The 23,848-nt window shown below is 36.1% G+C and carries 21 protein-coding genes; 5 read left to right on the top strand and 16 right to left on the bottom strand.

The window, feature by feature from the left end; translation table 11 throughout:
• Positions 1 to 13: 13 nt before the first annotated feature.
• The 10 genes from rplV to rpsL all read right to left on the bottom strand — a co-directional run bounded on the left by rplV (position 14) and on the right by rpsL (position 6,793).
• Positions 14 to 367, bottom strand: coding sequence for a 50S ribosomal protein L22 (gene rplV, locus ACYIAQ_RS00215; RefSeq protein WP_122018831.1), 354 nt, complete (start codon positions 365 to 367; stop codon positions 14 to 16).
• Positions 368 to 385: 18 nt separating this feature from the next.
• Positions 386 to 664: a 30S ribosomal protein S19 gene (gene rpsS, locus ACYIAQ_RS00210; RefSeq protein ID WP_122018832.1), complete on the bottom strand. Its 279-nt coding sequence runs from the start codon at positions 662 to 664 to the stop codon at positions 386 to 388.
• An 18-nt stretch (positions 665 to 682) separates the two neighbouring features.
• Complete coding sequence (gene rplB / locus ACYIAQ_RS00205; RefSeq protein WP_122023269.1) at positions 683 to 1,519, bottom strand: 50S ribosomal protein L2; 837 nt, start codon at positions 1,517 to 1,519, stop codon at positions 683 to 685.
• A gap of 15 nt (positions 1,520 to 1,534) precedes the next feature.
• On the bottom strand, positions 1,535 to 1,840 hold the full coding sequence (rplW, locus tag ACYIAQ_RS00200; protein ID WP_122018838.1) for a 50S ribosomal protein L23: 306 nt from the start codon (positions 1,838 to 1,840) through the stop codon (positions 1,535 to 1,537).
• Positions 1,837 to 2,469: a 50S ribosomal protein L4 gene (rplD, locus tag ACYIAQ_RS00195; RefSeq protein ID WP_122023270.1), complete on the bottom strand. Its 633-nt coding sequence runs from the start codon at positions 2,467 to 2,469 to the stop codon at positions 1,837 to 1,839. The genes rplW and rplD overlap by 4 nt, the downstream gene beginning before the upstream one ends.
• Before the next feature lie 14 nt (positions 2,470 to 2,483).
• Complete coding sequence (gene rplC / locus ACYIAQ_RS00190; protein ID WP_122018842.1) at positions 2,484 to 3,113, bottom strand: 50S ribosomal protein L3; 630 nt, start codon at positions 3,111 to 3,113, stop codon at positions 2,484 to 2,486.
• A 24-nt stretch (positions 3,114 to 3,137) separates the two neighbouring features.
• Complete coding sequence (rpsJ, locus tag ACYIAQ_RS00185; RefSeq protein WP_046327486.1) at positions 3,138 to 3,446, bottom strand: 30S ribosomal protein S10; 309 nt, start codon at positions 3,444 to 3,446, stop codon at positions 3,138 to 3,140.
• A 339-nt stretch (positions 3,447 to 3,785) separates the two neighbouring features.
• Positions 3,786 to 5,879, bottom strand: coding sequence for an elongation factor G (gene fusA, locus ACYIAQ_RS00180; protein ID WP_483563061.1), 2,094 nt, complete (start codon positions 5,877 to 5,879; stop codon positions 3,786 to 3,788).
• A 21-nt stretch (positions 5,880 to 5,900) separates the two neighbouring features.
• Positions 5,901 to 6,371 (bottom strand): 30S ribosomal protein S7, encoded by a 471-nt coding sequence (gene rpsG, locus ACYIAQ_RS00175; RefSeq protein ID WP_122018846.1) that lies wholly within the window; start codon positions 6,369 to 6,371, stop codon positions 5,901 to 5,903.
• Between the two features lie 14 nt (positions 6,372 to 6,385).
• Positions 6,386 to 6,793 (bottom strand): 30S ribosomal protein S12, encoded by a 408-nt coding sequence (rpsL, locus tag ACYIAQ_RS00170; protein ID WP_046325359.1) that lies wholly within the window; start codon positions 6,791 to 6,793, stop codon positions 6,386 to 6,388.
• A gap of 175 nt (positions 6,794 to 6,968) precedes the next feature.
• On the opposite strand from rpsL, the gene ACYIAQ_RS00165 reads away from it, so the two are divergent.
• Positions 6,969 to 7,661, top strand: a complete 693-nt coding sequence (locus ACYIAQ_RS00165; RefSeq protein ID WP_483563060.1) for a prepilin peptidase — start codon at positions 6,969 to 6,971, stop codon at positions 7,659 to 7,661.
• A gap of 51 nt (positions 7,662 to 7,712) precedes the next feature.
• Here the strand turns inward: ACYIAQ_RS00165 and rpoC are convergent, their stop codons facing one another.
• The 6 genes from rpoC to ACYIAQ_RS00135 all read right to left on the bottom strand — a co-directional run bounded on the left by rpoC (position 7,713) and on the right by ACYIAQ_RS00135 (position 22,268).
• Entirely contained in the window at positions 7,713 to 11,378 is a 3,666-nt protein-coding gene (rpoC, locus tag ACYIAQ_RS00160) for a DNA-directed RNA polymerase subunit beta' (protein WP_483563059.1), read from the bottom strand.
• 16 nt (positions 11,379 to 11,394) lie between these two features.
• On the bottom strand, positions 11,395 to 15,036 hold the full coding sequence (rpoB, locus tag ACYIAQ_RS00155) for a DNA-directed RNA polymerase subunit beta (protein WP_122018852.1): 3,642 nt from the start codon (positions 15,034 to 15,036) through the stop codon (positions 11,395 to 11,397).
• A gap of 209 nt (positions 15,037 to 15,245) precedes the next feature.
• The gene (locus ACYIAQ_RS00150; protein ID WP_483563083.1) at positions 15,246 to 17,741 is read right to left on the bottom strand and encodes an ATP-dependent Clp protease ATP-binding subunit; all 2,496 of its coding nucleotides are present in this window, start codon (positions 17,739 to 17,741) and stop codon (positions 15,246 to 15,248) included.
• A gap of 374 nt (positions 17,742 to 18,115) precedes the next feature.
• Positions 18,116 to 18,394 (bottom strand): tyrosine-type recombinase/integrase, encoded by a 279-nt coding sequence (locus ACYIAQ_RS00145; protein ID WP_483563058.1) that lies wholly within the window; start codon positions 18,392 to 18,394, stop codon positions 18,116 to 18,118.
• 1,183 nt (positions 18,395 to 19,577) lie between these two features.
• Positions 19,578 to 20,729 carry a tyrosine-type recombinase/integrase gene (locus ACYIAQ_RS00140; RefSeq protein ID WP_483563057.1) on the bottom strand — a complete coding sequence of 384 codons (1,152 nt, stop codon included), beginning with the start codon at positions 20,727 to 20,729 and terminating at the stop codon, positions 19,578 to 19,580.
• A gap of 474 nt (positions 20,730 to 21,203) precedes the next feature.
• Positions 21,204 to 22,268 (bottom strand): helix-turn-helix domain-containing protein, encoded by a 1,065-nt coding sequence (locus ACYIAQ_RS00135; RefSeq protein ID WP_483563056.1) that lies wholly within the window; start codon positions 22,266 to 22,268, stop codon positions 21,204 to 21,206.
• Positions 22,269 to 22,403: 135 nt separating this feature from the next.
• On the opposite strand from ACYIAQ_RS00135, the gene ACYIAQ_RS00130 reads away from it, so the two are divergent.
• From ACYIAQ_RS00130 to ACYIAQ_RS00115, 4 genes are read left to right on the top strand one after another with little or no spacing between them, the layout of a single operon-like run.
• Positions 22,404 to 22,607, top strand: a complete 204-nt coding sequence (locus ACYIAQ_RS00130; protein WP_483563055.1) for a helix-turn-helix domain-containing protein — start codon at positions 22,404 to 22,406, stop codon at positions 22,605 to 22,607.
• Positions 22,608 to 22,619: 12 nt separating this feature from the next.
• Complete coding sequence (locus tag ACYIAQ_RS00125; RefSeq protein WP_483563054.1) at positions 22,620 to 23,321, top strand: phage antirepressor KilAC domain-containing protein; 702 nt, start codon at positions 22,620 to 22,622, stop codon at positions 23,319 to 23,321.
• Positions 23,318 to 23,539: a hypothetical protein gene (locus ACYIAQ_RS00120; protein ID WP_483563053.1), complete on the top strand. Its 222-nt coding sequence runs from the start codon at positions 23,318 to 23,320 to the stop codon at positions 23,537 to 23,539. Before ACYIAQ_RS00125 ends, ACYIAQ_RS00120 begins: the two co-directional genes overlap by 4 nt.
• Positions 23,529 to 23,798 (top strand): DNA-binding protein, encoded by a 270-nt coding sequence (locus tag ACYIAQ_RS00115; protein ID WP_483563082.1) that lies wholly within the window; start codon positions 23,529 to 23,531, stop codon positions 23,796 to 23,798. The genes ACYIAQ_RS00120 and ACYIAQ_RS00115 overlap by 11 nt, the downstream gene beginning before the upstream one ends.
• Positions 23,799 to 23,848 lie beyond the last annotated feature (50 nt).

Raw genomic sequence — 23,848 nt, 5'->3', positions numbered from 1 at the left:
TAATATACCTCCCTTAATCGTTCTTTTCTGAAACTACTACAACTACGTGACTTGTTCTCTTGTTAATTGGAGAAGCCATACCTTTTGCACGTGGTCTGAATCTCTTTAGTGTTGCACCTTCATTAACGTAAGCTTCTGATACGTATAGATTGGCACTTTCGAGATCGTAATTATGTTCCGCATTAGCAATTGCTGAGCGTAAAACTTTTTCAACGATTGGGGAAGCAGCTCTAGGCGTAAATTGCAAGATTGCCAATGCTTCGGCAACATCTTTGCCACGAATTAAGTCGACAACTAAACGCGCTTTTCTTGCAGCAATACGAACAGTTCTTGCTTCAGCCCTAGCTGAGCTAATTTGTTCTGCCATTTAAGTGTTTCTCCTCTCTTATCTTGTAGCCTTATCGTCAGATGTTTTATGTCCATGGAAAGTTCTCGTTGGAACAAATTCACCTAATTTATGGCCAACCATGTCCTCAGTAATATATACAGGAACATGCTTTCTGCCATCGTAAACAGCTATAGTCAATCCAACAAAGGAAGGGAAAATAGTTGAACGACGTGACCAAGTCTTAATAACCTGCTTTTTTTCTGTATCTGCTTGTGCATCAACCTTTTTTAGTAATGATGCATCAGCAAAAGGCCCTTTTTTAATACTACGGCTCATTAATTAACCCTCCTTCTACTACTTGCTACCCTTACGGTGACGAATAATTAACTTCTCACTAGCTCTCTTACTATTTCTAGTCTTAATGCCGCGAGCTTTCTTACCCCAAGGAGTCATAGGTTGTGGACGACCAACTGGAGCCTTACCTTCACCACCACCATGTGGGTGATCATTAGGGTTCATTACAGATCCACGAGATTGTGGACGTCTGCCTAACCAGCGACTACGACCGGCTTTACCTAATTGAATTAATGAATGTTGTTCATTTCCGACAACTCCAATAGTTGCACGACAAGCTGATAAGATCTTGCGAACTTCCCCACTTTGTAGTTTAACCAAAGTGTATTTTCCATCATTACCCAAAACTTGAGCACTGGTACCTGCACTTCTTACAAGTTGTCCGCCTTTTCCAGGTCTTAATTCAATATTATGAATTGAAGTGCCTGTCGGTATGTCTTTTAATGGTAAGGCGTTGCCTGGCTTGATATCTGCACTAGAACCAGATTCAACAACATCTCCAACTTTTAAACCTTTGGGTGCTAGAATATAAGCTTTAATACCGTCAGTGTAATGAAGAAGAGCAATATTTGCTGTCCGGTTTGGATCATATTCGATTGCCTTAACTACAGCTTTTGCATTATCTTTATTCCGCTTAAAATCAATGATACGATACTTTTGCTTGTGACCACCACCACGGTGTCTACTTGTAATATGACCATATGAATTACGACCTGCAGTATGTGATTGTGATTCAAGCAAAGTACGTTCTGGTTTGCTTTTAGTAATCTCAGCAAAGTCGGAAGAAGTCATATTACGGCGACCATTTGTGGTTGGCTTATAAATCTTAATAGCCAATTGTCTGACCTCCTATTACTTATTCTCTTCTGTATTTTCGTCTTTAAAAATTTTGATGTCGTTTGAATCTTCAGTCAAAGTCACAATTGCTTTACGCGTACGAGCGGTTTTACCAGTATAACGCCCCACTCGCTTGTCTCTTCCACGAACATTCATGATATTAACTTTTTTGACCTTTACATCAAAAATTTCTTCAACAGCATTACGAACTTGAGTTTTGGTTGCGGTTAAAAGCACGTTGAAAGTGTACTTCTTATCATCCATTAAGTTCGTTGACTTTTCAGTAATGACAGGTCTTAAAATGATATCGTGTGAACTCATTTCTTTGCAGCCCCCTCAACATTCTCTTCAATCTTTTCAACAGCATCCTTAGTCAGGATTAATTTGTTGTAGTTAACAACATCCTCAACATTTAATCCGTTGATTGTGATTACCTTAACGTTTGGTAAGTTCTTAGCTGAAAATTGAACATTTCTATCCTCTGATACAACTAATACCTTACCTTCAACATTCAAACTGTCTAGCATTGCTTTGAATTCTTTAGTCTTAGGAGCTGACATTGTCAACTGATCTAAAACAATCAAATCATTGTCAAGTAGCTTTTGGGAAAGAACTGACTTAATAGCCAAACGGCGCTGTTTTCTTGGCATTGAATAAGCATAAGAACGTGGAGTTGGTCCAAAGACAACACCACCACCACGCCATTGCGGTGATCTGATGGAACCTTGACGAGCACGACCTGTTCCCTTTTGCTTCCATGGCTTTTTACCACCACCACGAACAGCGGATCTATTTTTGACTTTTGAAGTACCTTGACGTTTACCAGCTCTTTGTCTAATAATTGCGTCAAAAACTACACTTTCATTTGGGGTAATGCCAAAGATATTATCGTTTAAAGCAACTTCACCAGCATCTTTACCTTTTTGATCGATAACTTTTAAATTAGCCATTCTAGTCCTCCTTCCTAATCGTTATTCTTAACAGCAGATTTAACAGTAATTAATGAGTTTTTAGCACCAGGAATATTACCCTTAATTAGTAAAACATTCTTATCTGCTACAACCTTTTCAATTACTAAGTTTTCAATGGTAACTTTCTTTACACCCATGTGTCCGGGCAACCGCTTGCCTTTAGGCACACGATTTATGATTGAACCCATTGAACCAGGAATTCTATGATATCTTGATCCATGAGTCTCGGGTCCTCGTGATTGACCCCAGCGCTTAATGTTACCTTGGTATCCATGACCTCTTGTAATTCCAGTAACGTCTACTACGTCGCCTTCCTTAAATGTGTCCACAGTAACTTCTGAGCCGACTTCATAGTCCTTAAGCTCAACTCCGCGGATTTCACGAATGAAGCGCTTAGGCGAAGTCTTTGCTTTTGCAGCATGACCTTTTTCTGGTTTGTTGCTCAAAACTTCACGCTTATCTTGGTAGCCCAATTGAACTGCTTCGTAACCGTCTGATTCAACAGTTTTAACTTGCATAACAACATTAGGAGTTGCTTCAACAACAGTTACGGGAACAAGGATACCATCTTTGGTGAAGATTTGAGTCATACCGACTTTTCTTCCTAAGATTCCTTTGGTCATGATTACACCTCTTTCTCTTTAAAATTATAGTTTGATTTCGATGTCAACACCACTTGGTAGATCAAGCTTCATCAAAGAATCAACAGTCTTAGGTGTTGGATTTAAAATATCAATTAACCGCTTGTGCGTACGCATTTCAAATTGTTCACGTGAATCTTTGTTCTTGTGCGGTGAGCGAAGAACTGTAAACAAAACCCTTTCTGTTGGCAATGGAACTGGGCCTGAAATTTCAGCACCAGTTCTCTTTGCAGTAGCTACAATCTTAGCAGCTGATTCATCGAGAATACCATGTTCGTATGACTTAAGTCTAATACGAATTGATTGACTTGCCATTAAATTACCTCCTTAACGTCTTCTTTAAAAGATGACTAGCTTCCGCAAAAATTCCCGGCATCATCTCTGTGGCAATGCAGCCTGGTGTGCCGCAACCTTTTGCATCAATGCTTTACAACAAATAAGTGTTTTAGGGCATAATATGCCCTAAATACACAAAGACTATTGTAACTAGTTTCAGCTTAAATATCAAGGGTTTTAGCACATTTTTTGTTTTTTAAGCTAGACAAATATACTCTTTACTATTTTCAACTATTATCCTCTAAGTAATTAATATACAAAAAGAGCTATTGGATTTACCAATAGCTCGATTATTTTTACTTTAATTACTACCAAAAACTATTCTGCGTTACCGCCACGTTTTTTAATAATTTCTTCTTGAATTGACTTAGGAGTAGCAGCATAGTGATCAAATACCATTGTGAAAGTACCACGTCCTTGAGTCGATGAACGTAAAGTTGTTGCATACCCAAACATTTCAGCTAATGGGACCATTGAATTCAATACCTTAGCTCCTGAACGGTCTTGCATATTATCCATCGTACCACGACGAGCAGTAATTGATCCCATTACATCACCCAAATATTCCTCAGGCGTAATTACCTGAACCTTCATAATTGGCTCAAGAATTACAGCACCTGCCTTAGGAGCAGCATTCTTCAATGCGATAGACGCAGCAACCTTGAATGCGGCTTCTGAAGAGTCAACTTCATGATAACTACCATCATAAAGTTTAGCTTTGACGTCGATCAATGGGTACCCTGCTAAAATACCATTCTTCATTGATTCTTGTAAACCAGCATCTACTGATGGGATAAACTCACGAGGAACGACACCCCCGACAATGGCATCTTCAAATTCGTAACCTTTGCCTCTTTCATTTGGAGTAAATTCAATCCAAACGTCACCGTATTGACCCTTACCACCTGATTGACGGACAAATTTACCTTGCGCTTGAGCAGCTTTAGTAAAGGTTTCACGATAAGCAACTTGAGGCTCACCAATCTTTGCCTCAACATGGAACTCACGTTTCATACGCTCAACCATGATTTGCAAGTGCAATTCACCCATTCCTGAAATTAAAGTCTGACCAGTTTCAGCATTAGTTTCAGCTCTGAAAGTTGGGTCTTCTTCAGTTAACTTTTGTAATGCAACATCCAATTTGTCACGATCGGCTTTTGACTCTGGCTCAATAGAAACTTGAATAACAGGGTCTGGCACTTCCAAACTTTCCAAAATTAACGGATGATCAGGATCTGTCAACGAATCACCTGTTGTAGTATTCTTCAAGCCAATAGCACCAGCAATATCACCGGAGAATACTTCAGAAATTTCGTTTCTCGAGTTGGCATGCATTTGTAACAAACGACCAACACGTTCACGACCATTTTTGGAAGCATTCAAAACATATGAACCCGATTCTAGTGAACCAGTATAGACACGGATGTAAGTCAAACGACCAACAAATGGGTCAGTAGCAATCTTAAAAGCAAGAGCTGAAAATGGTTTATCATCACCAGCAATTAATTCTACTTCTTCACCAGTCTTAGGATCATGAGCAACATAAGGCTTAACATCTAATGGTGATGGTAGATAATCCACAACACCATCAAGCATCATTTGAACACCCTTGTTCTTAAAAGCCGAACCAGCAAATACTGGGAATGCCTTCAGATCTAAAGTTGCTTTACGAATAGCTGCTTTCAGTTCATCAATAGAAATTTCTTCACCGTTAAGGTATTTTTCCATAATGTCATCATCAACATCAGCAACTTGTTCAATCAATTCAGCACGACGTTTTTCTGCTTCTTCTTTGTATTCGTCAGGAACAGGAATAGTATCCCACTTAGAACCCAGTTTATCTTCATCATAAACATCGGCTACCATGTTAATTAAGTCAATAACACCTTCAAACGATTCTGCAGAGCCAATTGGCATCTGGACAGCTAAGGCATTGGCGTTTAAACGTTCATGTAAAGATGTAACAGATTTATCAAAATCTGCGCCTATCTTGTCCATTTTGTTAATGAAAACAATTCGAGGAACACCGTAAGTTTCAGCTTGGCGCCAAACATTTTCAGTTTGAGGCTCCACACCTGCCTGAGCATCAAGAACAGTTACTGCACCATCAAGTACCCTAAGTGAGCGTTCAACTTCAATAGTGAAGTCGACGTGTCCTGGAGTGTCAATAATGTTAATTCTATAATCATTCCATTGTGCAGTGGTAGCGGCTGAAGTAATGGTAATACCACGTTCTTTTTCTTCATCCATCCAGTCCATCTGTGAGTCACCTTCATGAGTCTCACCAATTTTATGAATTTTACCAGTGTAGTAAAGAATACGCTCTGTAGTGGTAGTCTTACCCGCATCAATGTGGGCCATGATACCAATATTACGTGTTTTTTCTAATGGAAATTCACGTTTATTAGCCATAAATTTTCTCTCCTTAAAAAATTAGAAACGATAATGAGCAAATGCACGGTTCGCTTCAGCCATACGATGAACATCTTCACGCTTCTTAACTGCTGAACCAGTATTATTTGAAGCATCAATAATTTCATTGGCTAAACGTTCATCCATAGTATGTTCATTACGTAAACGAGCATATGATACTAACCATCTTAAACCAAGGGTAGTTCTTCTTTCAGGACGAACTTCTACTGGAATCTGATAGTTTGATCCACCAATACGGCGAGCTCTAACTTCCAACACTGGCATAATGTTATTCATTGCTTCTTCAAAAACATCAAGTGGTTCCTTACCTGTCTTATCTTTGACGATATTGAAAGCATCATAAAGGATTGAAGATGCCTTAGCTCTCTTACCATCAATCATTAAATGGTTGATTAATTTAGTAACAAGCTTTGAGTTGTATACTGGATCCGCTAAAATATCTCTTTTAGTTACATGTCCTTTTCTAGGCATTATTTAACTCCTCCTTAATCTTTCTTAGCGCCGTACTTCGAACGACCTTGTTTTCTACCATCAACACCAGCAGTATCAAGGGCGCCACGAATAATATGATAACGCACACCAGGAAGGTCTTTTACACGACCACCACGAATTAAGACAACCGAGTGCTCTTGTAAATTGTGACCTTCGCCCGGAATATATGCAGTTACTTCAATCAAGTTAGACAGACGAACACGCGCATATTTACGTAAGGCAGAGTTTGGTTTCTTTGGTGTCATTGTACCGACACGGGTTGCAACGCCACGCATTTGTGGAGCAGGATTTGCAACCAATTCCTTTTTCATACTGTTATAGCCATAGCTTAAAGCTGGTGACTTTGATTTAGTCGTCTTAGTATGACGACCTTTTCTTACCAATTGATTAATGGTTGGCATTAAAATTTTCCTCCTAATAAATCGTTTATTTTGTTCACATACCCAGGAGTTTCTTTTTTGTCCTGAACGATTCTTAAAAAATTTACATAAACTATTTTACTCGTTTTTAATAAAAAATCAAACTCTATTAACAAATAATTCTCTTTTTGGAGTATTTAATACTGAGGTGCTTAATATGGAATGGATTTTTAAATTAACTAATTATTTGATTGGAACTTGTTTAGCATCCCACGCAGCACTAATTTGTGATCGTTGGGATGATGGAAATTTTATTTTCACGCGTTCTCGCTGCTCATTTTGTCATACAAAACTCTGTTTACTAGACGAATTACCAATCTTTTCTTATTTCTGGCTACACGGTAAATGCCGATACTGTCATAACTTTATTCCACCTAAACTTGTGGTAATTGAAATCATTGGAGGATTTGCCTTTATTTCTTTTGATTTTAGTAAATTACTTGATATTTTAACAGCAATTTTTGTTTTTTCTCTTTTACTTGCAGCAATTTGTGATTATGACCAAATGGAATTTTATCTTATAATGATTTTGCCGGCAGTCATTCTTGCATTATGGCAAAGCCCCAAAATTTTTTCATATCAATTATTCGATTTCATTCAATTAATTCCGGTTTTAATTACATTAATATATTATAGCTTGACTAAAAAACTAGGTTTTGGTGATTTTCTCATTTATCTCACTTTAGCACTTTATTTCAATCCAGAGTTTGCAAATCATGTTTTTCTTTTTGGAGCATTATTTTCACTTACACATTTTTTATTAGATGAAACGCTTCGTTCTACAACATCTGCAATTGCTTTTGTACCCGATATTTTTTTAGGACTAATCGTTCAATTATTACTAAAGTAACAAAAATAGCGTTCCTATTCTTGATAGTAAAACGCTATTAGTTAAACAGTATTAATTTTGAGGTTCCTTGGCTTTGTCAGCTTCCTTCATTCTCTTCTCAATATCTGCAATTGAGTATACTGATTCTGGTTGCTTAACATCCGCTTCTGGTTCCATATTACGATAAATTGGAAGACCTGTACCCGCAGGAATAATCTTACCAATAATGACGTTTTCCTTTAATCCAAGTAGTGGATCATTCTTACCTCTAATTGATGCATCGGTAAGTACTCGTGTTGTTTCCTGGAATGAGGCAGCAGATAAGAAGCTGTTAGTTTCAAGAGCTGCCTTAGTAATACCAAGAATTACACTCTGAGCAGTTGCAGGAATACCACCAGAAATAATAACTGATGTGTTACGCTCCTTAAACTGACCAATATCCATAATTTCACCTGGTAACAAGTTAGTCTCACCAGGATCAAGTACGCGAACTTTCTGTAACATTTGTCTAGTTAATACTTCGACATGCTTATCTGAAATATCAACCCCTTGCATCCGATATGCTTTTTGAACTTCAACTAAAATGTATTCTTCCGTTGTTAAGGTATCTGTAACTTGAATTAATTCTTTTGGATCAATTGATCCCAGTGTTAATTTGTCACCACGCTTGACTTCATCGCCTTCTGCAATTGCGACTGAAGCAGTGTAAGGCACACTATAACTTCTGGTATCAATTTTACCCTTAACAGTGATTTCTCGTGTATGCTCTGCAGGATTTTCTTGGATAGAATCAATTATACCATCTACTTCCGAGATAACTGCGCGACCTTTCGGATTACGAGCTTCGAATAGTTCTTGAACACGAGGTAAACCTTGAGTAATATCTTCAGCACCAGCAACACCACCATTGTGAAATGTACGTAATGTAAGCTGAGTACCTGGTTCTCCAATTGATTGAGCGGCAACAGTACCTACTGCTTCGCCAACTTCAACTTCTTCACCAGTTGCTAAGTTCATACCATAACATTTACGACAAACACCGTGAGGTGTATCACAAGTTAAAATTGATCGTATTTTAACATCTGTTACTCCAGCATCACAAATCTTATGCGATAAGTCTTCATCCATAATGACATTAGGCCCAACAATTACTTCACCAGTCTTAGGATCTTTAACTGTTTCTGCAGTGAACCGACCAAGCAAACGATCATAAATTGGCTCAATTAATTCGTCACCTTCCATGATTGCATGTACGTCAATTCCACGATCAGTATTACAATCATCTTCACGAATAATAACATCTTGAGCAACATCAACTAACCGTCGAGTTAAATAACCAGACTGTGCAGTCTTTAAAGCGGTATCTGTCATACCCTTACGTGCTCCATGAGTTGACATGAACAATTCCAGAACTGACAAGCCCTCTTTAAAGTTAGAAGTAACGGGAATTTCAAATAATCCTCCATTTGGTGTGGCCATTAAGCCACGCATTCCAGCTAATTGAGTAAAGTTGGAAATATTACCACGAGCCCCCGAGTCTGCCATGATTGTAATTGGATTGCGTGGATCATAAATCTGGGCAATTTCATCCTGAACCTGATCCTTACATTTGTTCCAAATACTAATTACTCGATCATGACGTTCTTGTTCAGTAATTAATCCTCTTCTAAATTGCTTCGAAACAATATCAACTTGCTTATGAGCAACAGCTACTTTTTCATCTTTATCATCAATTTCAGGAACATCAGTCATACCAATTGTAATTCCTGAAGTAGTTGAACTAGTATATCCTAAAGTTTTTAAATCATCTAAATATTCAGAAGTTCTTTGAACTTTATAATACTTGTAAATGGTCGCAATAGAGTCTGACAAAAATGATTTCTTGAACGGTGTTGAAATCAATTCACCGGCTACATTATCAATTTTTTCATGAATATCTTCCCCTGGTTCCAAAAAGTACTTGTTTGCAAGCGGATGATTTAAATTTTCTTCAGTCGGTTCATTAATATAGAAATAATCTTCTGGAAAAATTTGGTTAAAAATCACACGACCATATGTCGTAATAAAAATACCATGTTCCAATCCCTTAGGCCAAGCTTTTCTTGGCATTGAGTCAGCAGACATCCCAATAATAGTATGATAATGAATGTCGCCATTGTTATATGCAACTGTAGCTTCATCGGGTGAATTGAATATCATTCCCTCACCTTCGCGACCTTTTTCAGCTTGTGTTAACCAGTAATTACCCAAAACAATATCCTGTGATGGAGTAACAATTGGCTTACCATCCTTAGGTGCTAAAATATGGTGCGCAGCTAACATTAAAAGTCTTGACTCTGCAACAGCTTCATCTGATAAAGGCACGTGGATAGCCATCTGGTCACCATCAAAGTCAGCATTGTATGCTTCACATGCTAATGGATGTAATCTGATTGATTTACCAGGAACTAAAACAGGTTCGAATGCTTGAATACTCAAACGGTGTAAAGTAGGAGCACGGTTTAATAAAACTGTTCTTTCTTTAATTACATCTTCAAGTACATCCCAGACTTCATCATCTTCACGATCAATCTTTCGCTTAGCACTCTTTATATTTGAAGCTATTTTGCGATTTACTAATTCATGCATGACAAACGGCTTAAAAAGTTCAAGTGCCATAGGTCGCGGAACACCACATTGATAAAATTTCAATTTTGGTGAAACATCAATAACAGAACGACCAGAATAGTCAACACGCTTACCTAGCAAGTTTTGACGAAAACGTCCCTGTTTACCCTTCAACATATGTGAAAGTGATTTAAGTGGACGATTCCCTGGGCCGACAACTGAACGACCACGACGACCATTATCAATTAAAGCATCGACAGCTTCTTGCAGCATTCGTTTTTCATTTTGGACAATAATATTCGGGGCATTTAAATCCAATAAGCGTTTCAACCGATTATTTCGATTAATTACTCGCCGATATAGATCATTTAAATCAGATGTAGCAAATCGACCACCTTCAAGTTGAACCATTGGACGTAAATCCGGTGGGATAACTGGAACAGCATCAATTACCATCCATTCGGGTTTGTTTCCTGAATCTTTAAATGCATCTAAAATATCCAGTCTTCGGATTGCACGCGTTCTCTTTTGACCAGTAGCTGTTTCCAACTCTTTCTTTAAATCGGTTACTTCTTTAGTTAAATCAACTTTACGAAGTAAATCGCGAATTGCTTCTGCACCCATCTTTGCTTCAAAACGATTGCCATATTTTGCTTTTTGTTCACGATACTCAACTTCAGTTAGTAGTTCTTTAAACTCAAGATCAGTGTCACCTGGATCAATTACAATATACGCTGCAAAGTAAATTACTTCCTCAAGTAAACGTGGAGACATATCAAGAATCAATCCCATTCTTGACGGAATCCCTTTAAAATACCAAATATGAGTCACTGGTGCAGCTAATTCAATGTGTCCCATGCGCTCTCTTCTAACTTTAGAAGAAGTAACTTCAACACCACAACGATCACAAACGATACCGCGATATCTTACACCCTTATATTTACCACACGCGCAAGACCAATCTTTAGTTGGTCCAAAAATTCTTTCATCAAATAACCCATCTTTTTCCGGCTTTAGAGTACGATAATTAATCGTTTCTGGCTTTTTGACTTCTCCATAAGACCAACTACGGATTTTATTAGGCGATGCTAGTCCAATTTGCATGCTTTCAAATTTATTAACGTCAATCAAAAGTTTAACCCCCTACTTACTTAGAAATCTTATCGTCATTATTGGATTGAACAACTGGAACATCTGTTTCTTGAGGTTCATTAGTTTCTTCATCCTCAGATTTTGCGGTTTCTTCGGCTAACTTCTTCTTCTGCTGCTCTTCTGCCATCTTAGATAAGGTATCAATATTCAAGTGCTCACTTGAGTCATCATCCATGTCACGTAATTCAACTTCGTTATGATCCATATCAAGTACACGAATGTTCAAGCCCAGCGATTGCAACTCCTTAACAAGAACCCGGAAAGACTCAGGTACACCTGGTTTAGGAATTCTTTCTCCCTTAACAATTGCTTCGTATGCTTTAACACGACCAACAACATCGTCTGATTTATATGTCAAAATTTCTTGGAGAGTATATGCCGCACCATATGCTTCAAGTGCCCAAACTTCCATTTCACCGAAACGCTGACCACCAAACTGTGCCTTACCACCAAGAGGTTGCTGAGTAACTAACGAGTATGGCCCAATTGAACGTGCATGAATTTTATCATCGACCATGTGTGTCAATTTCAAATAGTGCATTATCCCGACAGAAACCCGATTGTGGAACGGCTCACCTGTTCGACCATCATAAAGAACTGTCTTTCCGTCCTTATCGATTCCAGCTTTATGAACTGTATCCCAAACATCATCTTCGCTAGCACCATCAAATACTGGAGTTGCAACATGTATACCCAAACTATTAGCAGCACGACCTAAGTGTAACTCCAATAGCTGACCGATATTCATACGAGAAGGAACACCCATTGGATTCAAACAAATATCTACCGGAGTACCATCTGGCAAGTATGGCATATCCTCTTCAGGAACAACAGCAGCAACGGTACCCTTGTTTCCATGACGTCCAGACATTTTATCTCCAACTTGAATTTTTCTCTTTTGGGCTATATAGACACGAACTAAAGTATTAACACCTGGTGAAAGTTCATCACCATTTTCACGTGTGTACACTTTAACATCACGAACAATACCGCCGCCACCATGGGGAACACGCAAAGAAGTGTCACGAACTTCACGAGCTTTTTCACCAAAAATTGCGTGAAGCAATCTTTCTTCTGCTGAAAGTTCAGTCACACCTTTAGGCGTAACCTTACCGACTAAAATATCACCATCATGTACTTCAGCACCAACGCGAACAATACCATCAGCATCAAGATCTTTAAGAGCATCCTCACCAACATTAGGTAATTCACGTGTAATTTCTTCAGGACCAAGCTTAGTGTCACGAGCTTCTGATTCGTAGTCCTCAATACTGATTGAAGTATAAACATCATCTTTAACTAAACGTTCAGAAAGCATGATGGCATCTTCATAGTTATACATATTCCAAGTCATAAAGGCAATTACCGGATTTTGTCCTAGGGCTAATTCTCCATGATCCATCGTTGGACCATTAACGATAACTTGCCCTTGCTCAACTCTATCGCCTAATTTAACGTTTGGAGTTTGATTATATGATTTGGAATTGTTTGACCGACGATATTTCTCAAGTGTGTATTTATCTAAAGTACTATCATCACGACGAATCCTAATTGTATTTGCATCAACATATTCAACTGTTCCTGGAGCCTTAGCTAGCATAGCCGCACCAGAGTCATGAGCAGCACGATATTCCATCCCAGTACCTACAAGCGAACTATGTGGATTAATCAATGGAGCAGCCTGGCGTTGCTGATTAGCCCCCATCAAGGCACGATTAGAGTCATCGTTTTCCAAAAATGGAATACATGCTGAAGCAACCGAAACAACTTGCTTGGGAATAACGTCCATATAGTCAATTTTATCAGGACTAACTTCGACATTATCTTCCTTATGTCGTGCCAAAATCAGGTCGTCTTTAAATGAACCGTCTGGATTCAGATGGGTGTTAGCACCAGCAATAATATAATCATCTTCAACGTCAGCCGTTAAATAATCAATTTTATCAGTAACTTTATGGGTCTTCCAAGAAACACGCCGATATGGCGTTTCTATAAATCCATATTTATTAATCACTGCATACGTTGCAAGAGAGTTGATTAAACCAATATTAGGACCTTCAGGAGTTTCAATTGGACATAAACGTCCGTATTGAGTGTAGTGTACATCCCGCACTTCATAACCTGCACGGTCACGAGTCAATCCTCCGGGCCCCAATGCAGACATCCGTCGTTTATGTGTCAGTTCTCCCAATGGATTATGTTGATCCATGAACTGTGACAATTGTGAGGAGCCGAAAAATTCTTTTAAGCTGGCTACAATTGGACGAATATTAATTAATTGTTGTGGAGTAACAGTTGATGGATCTTGAATTGACATTCTTTCACGGACAACACGTTCCATTCTTGCTAAACCAATTCTAAATTGGTTTTGTAATAATTCGCCCACACGACGAATTCGACGGTTTCCCAAATGGTCGATATCGTCAGTATTTCCAATCCCATCTTGTAACAATAAGAAGTAATTAATTGAAGCCAATACATCGGCTGGTGTCAGATATTTAACATCTTTGTCGATATGCCCATTAGAAATAATCTTAACTACACGTTCTGGATTAACTTTTGAATAGACTTTAACTTCTTGAACAACAATCGGATCTGGTAAGACTCCTTCACTTGAAGGTTCATAAGTTACCATCTTAAAATCGTCACGATCAAGGTATTTTTCTAATGTTTCCATTACTTCATGAGTGACAATAGTACCTTTTTTAGCAACAATTTCACCAGTATCTGGATCTGCCAAGGTTTCAGCCAAAGTTTGACCATATAAGCGATTCTTTAAGGATAACTTTTTGTTAACCTTGTAACGACCAACAGTTGCTAAATCATAACGACGAGGGTCAAAAAAGCGTGCATAAAGTAGGGAACGAGACGAATCAGTCGTCTTAGGTTCACCAGGACGCAGACGCTCATATACGTCCTTTAATGCTTCGGCAACACGGGAATCTGCCGGATTCTTATGAACATCCTTGTCTAAAGTAAATTGCAAAGTATCACTTTGACCAAAAATATTTAAAATCTCGTCGTCTGAGCCAATTCCCAGTGCACGAATTAAAACAGTCAATGGCAGTTTACGTGTCCGATCTACACGAACATAAGAAACATTTTTCGCATCTGTTTCATATTCTAGCCATGCACCCCGGTTAGGGATTACAGTTGTACCAAAAATTTGCCGACCATTTTTATCATAATCACCTGAATAATAAACACTAGGTGATCTAACAAGTTGCGAAACAATAACTCTTTCAGCACCATTAATGATAAATGAACCTGATTCTGTCATTAATGGTAAGTCACCAAAGAAAACATCTTGGGTTTTAATTTCACCAGTTTTTTGATTAGTTAACTTTAAAGTAACATGCATGGGGGCTGCATAAGTAGCATCATGATCACGCGCTTCATCAACAGTATACTTTGGTTTTTGTAATTTATAACCTAAGTATTCTAAAGAAAGCTTACCTGAAAAGTCACTAATGGGCATAATGTCATCAAAAACTTCTTTAATTCCTTCATCCAAAAACCATTTATATGATTCTGTTTGGACATCAGTCAAGTTAGGCAGTTTCAATACTTCTTTAATGCGTGAAAAACTGCGTCTTGTTCGATGTTTACCAAAATTAACTACGTGTCCATTTAACAAGGAGAAAACATCCTTTCTATCAGAGAAAGCTAGTATTACATTTTAATTACAAATTCAAAAAGCTGGCATTTTAAGCATAAAAAAGACAAAAACAACTGTTGTCATTTTTGTCCTTTATTATTCTACTGGACAATATATCAGTAGAATCCTGAAAATCAGCTATTAAATCAGAGTTAATGATATCAATTTTCTTTATTATTGTCAACAAACTAGTTTGATTTAACCATGTGCTTATCAGCAGCCCTATTAATAGTAAATTTTAATTTATTGTAATTACAACCAATTTTTAACACATCGCCAGCTTTAATTTCACCGTTAATTAACATTTCTGCAATTTTATCCTCAATACTACTTTGAATCTCTCTTCTTAGTGGGCGTGCTCCCATTTCAGGGTTATAACCATCCTTAGCAATTTTATCCATTGCTGCAACCGAAATTTTTAATTGAACACCTTGTTTCTTTAATCGAATAATCAGTTTATGCGTAAGTAATGTTACAACTTGGCGTAATTGTTTTTGATTAAGTTCATCGAAAATAATTGTATCATCAATCCGATTTAAAAATTCTGGTCTAAAAAATTGCTTCAGTGCTTGACGAACACGATCTTGTCTCATTTTGGTTTGACTAGTATTATCCGCATTAAATCCAACAGCCTTTGTCTCAAATAATGACCTTGAACCTAAGTTAGAAGTCATAATAATAATAGTGTTTTTAAAATCAACCTTGCGACCTTTAGCGTCTGTCAAAAAGCCATCATCAAGTACTTGTAACAATAAATTAAAAACATCTGGATGTGCTTTCTCAACTTCATCGAGCAAAATAACTGAGTATGGGTGTCGCCGTACCTTTTCGGATAATTGTCCACCTTCTTCATAGCCAACATATCCAGGAGCAGAACCAATTAGCTTACTGCTAGCAACTTGATCCATGTATTCTGACATATCAATCCGAATCAAGTTACGCTCAGAGCCAAAAATAGCCGCTGCAATTGCTTTAGCAAGTTCTGTTTTCCCGACACCGGTTGGACCTAAGAATAAAAATGAACCAATCGGTCGATTTTCATCTCTAATCCCACTACGACTACGTCGAACTGCTCTACTAATAGCTGAAACAGCTTTTTCTTGTCCAACAATTCGTTGATGTAAGAAATTTTCAAGATTAGCCAAATGTTTAGTTTCATCGCGATTCATTTGTGTTACAGGAACACCAGTCCAATTAGATACCACTTTAGCAATATCTTCTGGTTGAACAACTGCACTTTTTTGCGTAGTTTTATCTAACGTAGTCAACAACTTAGCCTGCTTTGTTTTTAACGCATTTTGCCTTTCTTGAAATTTAGCTGCTTCTACAAAGTTCTGATTAACAGCAGCCTGATTCTTTTGCTCAATCACTTTTTTTATTTGTTCATTAATTTGTAGTAACTGATTATTAGATCCTCTTCCCGATCTAATTTTAACTGCTGCACTGGCTTCATCAATCAAATCAATTGCTTTATCAGGTAAATACCGATTAGTGATATAGCGACTGGACAAGTCAACGGCATTTTTTAATGCTTGATCTTCAATTTTAACATGGTGAAAAGCCTCATATTTTGATTTTAAACCAGTTAAAATTGCATATGATTCTTCCGAAGTAGGTTCATTTAAACGAACAATCTGAAACCGCCGAGCTAATGCTTGATCTTTTTCAATATACTTTTGATATTCATCAAAGGTGGTTGCACCAATCATTTGAATATCACCACGAGCAAGCGAAGGTTTTAAAATATTAGCGGCATCAATTGACCCTTCTGCCCCCCCTGCACCAATCAGTGTGTGCATTTCATCAACAAAAAGTATAATATTACCATCATTAGTAATTTCTTTAATGATTTTCTTTAAGCGATCCTCAAACTCACCACGGTATTTAGTTCCAGCGACCAATCCACCTAGATCAAGCGAAATTACTTGCTTAAAAAGTAAGTCATGTGGAACTTTCTTGGCAATAATTGCGCTTGCAATTGCTTCTGCAACCGCAGTCTTGCCAACACCAGGTTCACCAATCAAAACAGGATTATTTTTATTTCTACGTGATAAAATTTCAATTACTCGAGAAACTTCTTGATCACGTCCGATGACCGGATCAATACGACCATTTTCAGCACGCTCATTTAAATTGACAGAAACTTGATCAAGGGTAGGAGTTGTACTAGAATCATTCGCTCCATTAAAATCAGATTCGTTAATATTAGACCAACCATTATTATCAGCAGAGCTATCTTCAGCATCAGTTTCCTCACCTAGGCTGTGAAAAACATCATCCTTTAAGCCATTTAAATCAATATTTAAATTTTGTAAAATCACTGAGGCTAATACTTGCTTATTTAATATCAATCCCAACAAAATATGACTAGTCGTGATTTGAGATGAATTTCCACGTTCAGCTAACGTACCCGCGTAAGCAAGCACCATACTCAACCTCGGTGACATTTCCATATACGTAGCTTTACCAGCTGAACCATATCCAGTATAACGTTCAATTTCTTCACGAATTGTGGTTGGTGTTGCTCCCCAAGAACGCAAATTTTTACCAGCTTCACCATCTGATTCAATAACCATCGCAAGAAGTACATGCTCAGTACCAATTAATCGATGATGAAAACTTTGAGCTTGTTCACGTGCAATTTCTAAAACTTGATTTGCACTTCTAGTATAAGATTTTTTCATCATAGCACCACCTTTACAAGTAACGTGTATCAACTATAAACTTTTTTGCTGAAATGTAAAATATTCTGTTTCAAGTTAACTTAATTCATGCCAAAAAACATTGCTATTATTATAACAAAGACTCCCTTGAGATGCGAATATCCTACTCAAATCATTTGCTAATTAATACTAATCACTTTGAATATTATTAAGAAATTTACTTACATATTCATTATATGATTTTCACCAACTTTTCTAAAATAACAAAATACCTTTATATCAACTTTAATTGTCGATATAAAGGTATTACGTAACCAGAAAAACAGGTCTTGAACTTTACTACTAAAAATATTGTAATATCAACGTTTATAGTGGAAATTTCGACATATGAAGTCTTAACTTTCCATATATCGTTCAAATTCGGTTACTGTTTCCTGTTCGCTTTGCTTAGTTACATGAGTATAAACATCCATTGTAGTTTTAATTGATGAATGCCCTAGCCTTTTTTGAACCTCTTTCATTGATGCCCCAGAATCAAATAATAGGGATGCATGTGTATGCCTGAAACCGTGGGAAGTGATATGCCGTAAGTTACCATACTTACATATCTTATTATTCCAATCGGTTGTTTTAGTGGGCTGATATGGCTTATTCTGGTAAGTTGCAAAGACCAAATTATCCGTACTTAAAAAATTATATCCTAATTTTTAAAACTTTTTTGATAGGGAGGTAATAAAATATTGATCTAACCTCAGATAATATTTAAAAATTCAGTCTTAATTTAATAATGCAGTAATCCTACTAGGGATGTTTAAAAAATTAAGCCTACCATTTTATTTTTATAAAGAGGTGGTTAGCATCCCTCAAATACCATTTACCTGCTATAAAGCAGATTTACCTGCTTACTCCCTTAAAATGTTGGGCTATTTCTTAAAATGGTCATACAGCCATGAAGAAATTAAGTTAGCTAGTATCCCTGATACTAGACCCAAGATAAATGAACCCATTTGAGGTTTACACCTTCTAGAATTACTATAATTGAGAGTGATTAAGTCTCTAGTAATTCCATTAGTCATTTTATCAGAATTTTATACGTTGACAATGACTTAAAATATTGTAGAATGATATTGAATGAATCTTATTTGAGGCAAACCTCAAAAGTCCTAGAGCCGATTACTTTAGGCAGTCATTAAAACGATCCTCTGTTAACGCAGAGGATTTTTTATACCGTCAAATAGCCTGTAAACAATTTAACACCCTAGAGTGATGTACTAAACGTTGTAACTTAAGTATGTAATTCCCCAAAAATGTAGAAAAAAAAACGACTTAGTATTAAAGTCGAAACTAAGATAAATCATAAATACTAGAAATTAAATCCACAGTGATTTATACAGAGAGGCGGTTAACTTACCACTTCTTTTTTGTTGACTTATATAAAGCCAAAATTGGCGGTAAGCATACTTTTAAAACAATAGTTTTTTTTATAGACTCAACAAACTCCACGCATCATAAAATTATTGCTAGTTAATTCTGTATCTTTAAAAAAATATGAAGTCGTTTTTTGTACTTCTTGGTGGTCAAACTATTTATTAGATTATTATAAAAGCCCTATAAATCAATCTTTAGCTAAATATCTAAGATTAGTACTCTTAAAAATATGAAGTCTTTTAGCCTAATTTCAGGTAATTTCAAAAAATCAGAAAAAATAAAAATGCCTTAGTATCAACGTTTAAAGCTAATTGAAACTAAGACAAATCTTCATTATCGGGAAAACAGGTCTTGAACTTTACTACTAAAAACATTGTAATATCAACGTTTATAGTGGAAGTTTCGACATATGAAGCCTCATATGAAGTCTTAACTTTCCATATATCGTTCAAATTCGGTTACTGTTTCCTGTTCGCTTTGCTTAGTTACATGAGTATAAACATCCATTGTAGTTTTAATTGATGAATGCCCTAGCCTTTTTTGAACCTCTTTCATTGATGCTCCAGAATCAAATAGTAGGGATGCATGTGTATGCCTGAAACCGTGTGAAGTAATATGCCGTAAGTTACCATGCTTACATATCTTATTATTCCAATCGGTTGTTTTAGTGGGCTGATATGGCTTATTCTGGTAAGTTGCAAAGACCAAATTATCCGTACTTAAAAAATTATATCCTAACTTAAGCATCTCTTTTTGTTGCCTTGTTCGCCATTCTTTTAGAATGTTCATTGTTTGTTTATCTAAATGAATGGTTCTTATACTCGTCCGTGTCTTTGGTGTAGAAATGTATAAACGATTTTCTAGTCCTCTACTAACTGATTTATCTATTCTAACCGTCTTATGCAAAAAATCTATTCTATTCCATTTTAAAGCTAACGCTTCACCTTTACGCATCCCTGAATAGGCTAATAACCTAAAGAATACATAATATTGAAACTTAACCTGTTTAGCGCAGTCTAGGTACTCTTTTAATTCATCTTTAGAATAAAAGTTATCAAATTCTTTTGGCTGCTCAATATACTTAGGCCTAACCACTTTTTTCATGGGGTTCTTATCAATTAATTCAAGATCAACCGCATAATCTAGCATACGGGATGCATAGCGGATATATCTTTTATATGCCTTAGGCGCAATTTCAAACCACTTATTTACCGCACTTTGGCACTGAAAAATGGTAAGCTTATCTATATAAAAATTACCTAATTCTTTAAGAATGTGGTTATTAAAAATTAGTAATGCTGTAGCATATGTACTCTCTTTAACCGTTGTCTTATAAGTTTTAGACCATAATTTAAATAAGTCCTTCATTGTATACCGTTTATGAGTAAGGGGTTCATATTCGCCATTAAGGACTTTTATTTTGTACTCATAGTATGCCTTTTCAGCTGCATCCCTACTCTTAAACCCCTGCTTTTTTACTTGAATAGTATGCCCTGTTGCTTCGTCTTTACCTACATAAATATTAAATCCGTATCTACTTTGACCACTAGGCGTGGTGTACTCTTTAATTTCATTATTCATGTTAATTATATCCTTTGTATGTTCAACGCGTGCAAGTGAACTAATCTTAGATATTTAACATTTATTTATGTGGTATCGTTTCATGACAGCATTAGTTATAGGTATTAAACTTTAAGCAATGTAAGCAGATAGTAAAGATCGTTCCGAACTAGAGCATCTCTAAACCACATATTTATTATTTCAGACAGTTTAAACCGGCGTTCATTGATTGGCTTGTACCCTTTCCCAAGCTGTAATTTTAGATACTCCTCACGGGCTTTCTTTAGGCTTTTAAAGCCTTTTTTCTTACCATGAGTGTTCTCCTGTACTGGTATCTTTACCAGCATACAGGCTGAATTTATATCGTTTCTTACCTGTTTTTGTTTCGTATTCAATTATGTTCATAGCTTAGTTACCTCTTTTGTTCTGTAATGCAAAGGTAGACTAATCAAAGTATCCTAATCTATTCAAACTTATCAAATTATGCAACATCTATTACTTGTTTTGATCGTATTTAGCTTCAAGACGCTTATTAAGATTATCAATTTTTGAAGTATCCTCGTTATGATTAACTTTGTATTTTCTGTAATCATCAAGAAAATCATAATGAAATTTACCTTTATTTTCTGAATGTTTAATTATGTAATCTCTTAAATCTTTATTACCACTTTCCACTCTTTGTTTTGCTTCTTGAACTATTTCATTGCTTTCCGCAAATATATCTGAAAAATCTATTTTATCAAATTTTGTATGAAAATTTTCATCAACAAACTGTTTATTAATAATGTTTTCAAAATACTTATTTAAATACTCTTCATTATCATTAATGGAATTTACTCTATCTCTCAAATTGTTTATAACTTCAGCATATTGATTAATTGCTTTTCTGGCGACTGGTAAATCATAATATTCTATCTTATTTATAGCTTCACTATGAAGTTTATTCTCATTTGCAAAATTCATTCGATAAAATGCGCCTAAGTTCGTTATTGGCATAACTTTCTTTATATCATCTAACGCATCCTTAACAAACCAGCTAAATTTCTCAAAAATAAATACTTTTTCCAAATAACTATCAGCACGTTCAGAAAGTAGTCCGCTTTTGTGTTGACTTTTATGTATATTTTTAAATTGTTCATTTTCAAAAATTTCACTAAAATGGCTTAACCAATACTTCTCCATTCTTTGAGTTAAAGGATGCTTTTGAGAACTTGTTTTATAAAATTCTGAAGGAATTTTATCGTGACTTGTAATACTTACATATGAATCAATCAATTTAACATCATCATATAATTTTGAATTTTTACTCCCATCCGCATTAATTAAAAAATAAAGGTTATGAATAATTTCAATTAACTCATGAGTAGAGTAATATTTATTTTTAATATAGTCTAAAGAAACACTAAAAAAGTCTGCTAGTCTTTGCCAAACCTTATCGTTAGGATTTCTTTTCTCATTTTCATATTGACTGAGTGTACTATCTAACATATCAACTTTTTTGCCTAATTCTTTTAGAGTTAGGTTATTTTTTTGCCTTAATTCTTTCAATCTATTCGACATATTTACACCTCTTTTAAAATATAATACCACTTTTCTCACGATAGATGTGAATTTTTCTTGACACTCACGCATATCGTGAATTATAATTCTTTTAATCACTCACGTAATCTGTGAGTTAGAAAGAAGATGATATAAATGGAATTATCAGAACAACAGGTTTTGGCACTTAAACGTAAACGAGGTGAACTTGATTATTCAACTACCGACCTCGAAAAGATAACAGGTGTTAACAGGTGGACACTTAACGACATAATCAAGCATGGCCACCGTAACGTTAACAAGAAAACATTTAAATGTATTAACGATTGGCTAATTGACCAATACACAACTATCAAATAGAAAGGAACAACAATGCAGGAATTGATTAAAGTACAGGTAAAAGGCGATCAGCAATTAGTTAGCGGTCGTGAATTATACAAATTTTTAGAAATTGAAACACAATACACAAAATGGTTTAGCAGAATGTGTGAGTATGGTTTCTCTAAAAATATTGATTATGTAGCTGTTAGTCAAAAAAGACTAACAGCTCAAGGTAATCAAACGACTTTTATAGACCATGATTTAACCGTCAATATGGCTGAACAAATCTCAATGCTTCAACGGAACAACAAAGGCAGACAGGCGCGTGAGTATTTCATTCAAGTTGAACAGAAATGGAATAATCCAGCTGAGATAATCAGACGTGGTTATGCCCTAGCTCAGGAACAAGCTAAGAAATTGACGCTTGAGAATGCCAATTTAGCTATTGAGAACCGTTTAATGAAACCTAAGGCAGATTACTTTGATGATTTAGTAAAACGTAAAACATTGGTTAATTTATCTAAAACAGCAAAAATGTTAAAAATTAAACGCAAAGATTTTATTAATTGGCTGTTAGATAACAAATATCTCTATCGGGATGCACACAATGACTTAATGCCCTATGAGAAATATTCAAATAATTATTTTGAAGTAAAAGACAGTCGGCAAGGTTTTCCACAAACATTAATAACGCCTAAAGGGCGAGAAGAGTTTAATTTACTGATTAATCACGAAAAGGAGTTACAAGCATGAAAAATATAGACATGAACAAACTAGACGACAAATTTATTCAAATGGCAAGAGAAAGTAATAACTTATATAAAGGTTTATGTATACTTTTCGATAAAATTAGAGAAATTGAAAGCCCTGAAGATTTAACGTTAGATCAATTAAATCAAATTTCGTCCCTTACAGAGATTATTAAGAGCTATGCCAAAAGTCATAATGATTTTATTGATAATGCATATTAATTCAATTAGAAAAAGGCTAATAATCATGCAAGAAGCAGAAATTAAAACAACTATTGTTAATACGATCAAAGATACTCTTAACCACCCTAGACCCTATTTAAACCGTGTAGAGATTGCTAAATACTTTGGTGTTGCTCCCTCTACTATCAGCTATTGGGCTACTTTAGGGATGCCTGTTGCGGATATTGACGGACGTAAACTTTACGGCAAGCAATCAATTACAGATTGGCTTAAGAGCAAAGAAAAAACCGTTTCTTAAACCACCACGAAAAAGAAACGGAATTAACATCTAATAGCGTGCAAGTGAAT

Source organism: Lactobacillus sp. X-49, from assembly GCF_057063645.1.
The sequence above is the reverse complement of the archived record's forward strand: the minus strand, read 5'-3'. Positions and strand labels throughout refer to the sequence as shown.

Coding starts and splice junctions, on each gene's coding strand:
- rplV (WP_122018831.1), bottom strand. CDS start 367: ATGGCAGAACAAATTAGCTCAGCTAGGGCTGAAGCAAGAACTGTTCGT.
- rpsS (WP_122018832.1), bottom strand. CDS start 664: ATGAGCCGTAGTATTAAAAAAGGGCCTTTTGCTGATGCATCATTACTA.
- rplW (WP_122018838.1), bottom strand. CDS start 1,840: ATGAGTTCACACGATATCATTTTAAGACCTGTCATTACTGAAAAGTCA.
- rplD (WP_122023270.1), bottom strand. CDS start 2,469: ATGGCTAATTTAAAAGTTATCGATCAAAAAGGTAAAGATGCTGGTGAA.
- rplC (WP_122018842.1), bottom strand. CDS start 3,113: ATGACCAAAGGAATCTTAGGAAGAAAAGTCGGTATGACTCAAATCTTC.
- rpsJ (WP_046327486.1), bottom strand. CDS start 3,446: ATGGCAAGTCAATCAATTCGTATTAGACTTAAGTCATACGAACATGGT.
- fusA (WP_483563061.1), bottom strand. CDS start 5,879: ATGGCTAATAAACGTGAATTTCCATTAGAAAAAACACGTAATATTGGT.
- rpsG (WP_122018846.1), bottom strand. CDS start 6,371: ATGCCTAGAAAAGGACATGTAACTAAAAGAGATATTTTAGCGGATCCA.
- rpsL (WP_046325359.1), bottom strand. CDS start 6,793: ATGCCAACCATTAATCAATTGGTAAGAAAAGGTCGTCATACTAAGACG.
- ACYIAQ_RS00165 (WP_483563060.1), top strand. CDS start 6,969: ATGGAATGGATTTTTAAATTAACTAATTATTTGATTGGAACTTGTTTA.
- ACYIAQ_RS00150 (WP_483563083.1), bottom strand. CDS start 17,741: ATGAAAAAATCTTATACTAGAAGTGCAAATCAAGTTTTAGAAATTGCA.
- ACYIAQ_RS00140 (WP_483563057.1), bottom strand. CDS start 20,729: ATGAATAATGAAATTAAAGAGTACACCACGCCTAGTGGTCAAAGTAGA.
- ACYIAQ_RS00135 (WP_483563056.1), bottom strand. CDS start 22,268: ATGTCGAATAGATTGAAAGAATTAAGGCAAAAAAATAACCTAACTCTA.
- ACYIAQ_RS00130 (WP_483563055.1), top strand. CDS start 22,404: ATGGAATTATCAGAACAACAGGTTTTGGCACTTAAACGTAAACGAGGT.
- ACYIAQ_RS00125 (WP_483563054.1), top strand. CDS start 22,620: ATGCAGGAATTGATTAAAGTACAGGTAAAAGGCGATCAGCAATTAGTT.
- ACYIAQ_RS00120 (WP_483563053.1), top strand. CDS start 23,318: ATGAAAAATATAGACATGAACAAACTAGACGACAAATTTATTCAAATG.
- ACYIAQ_RS00115 (WP_483563082.1), top strand. CDS start 23,529: ATGCATATTAATTCAATTAGAAAAAGGCTAATAATCATGCAAGAAGCA.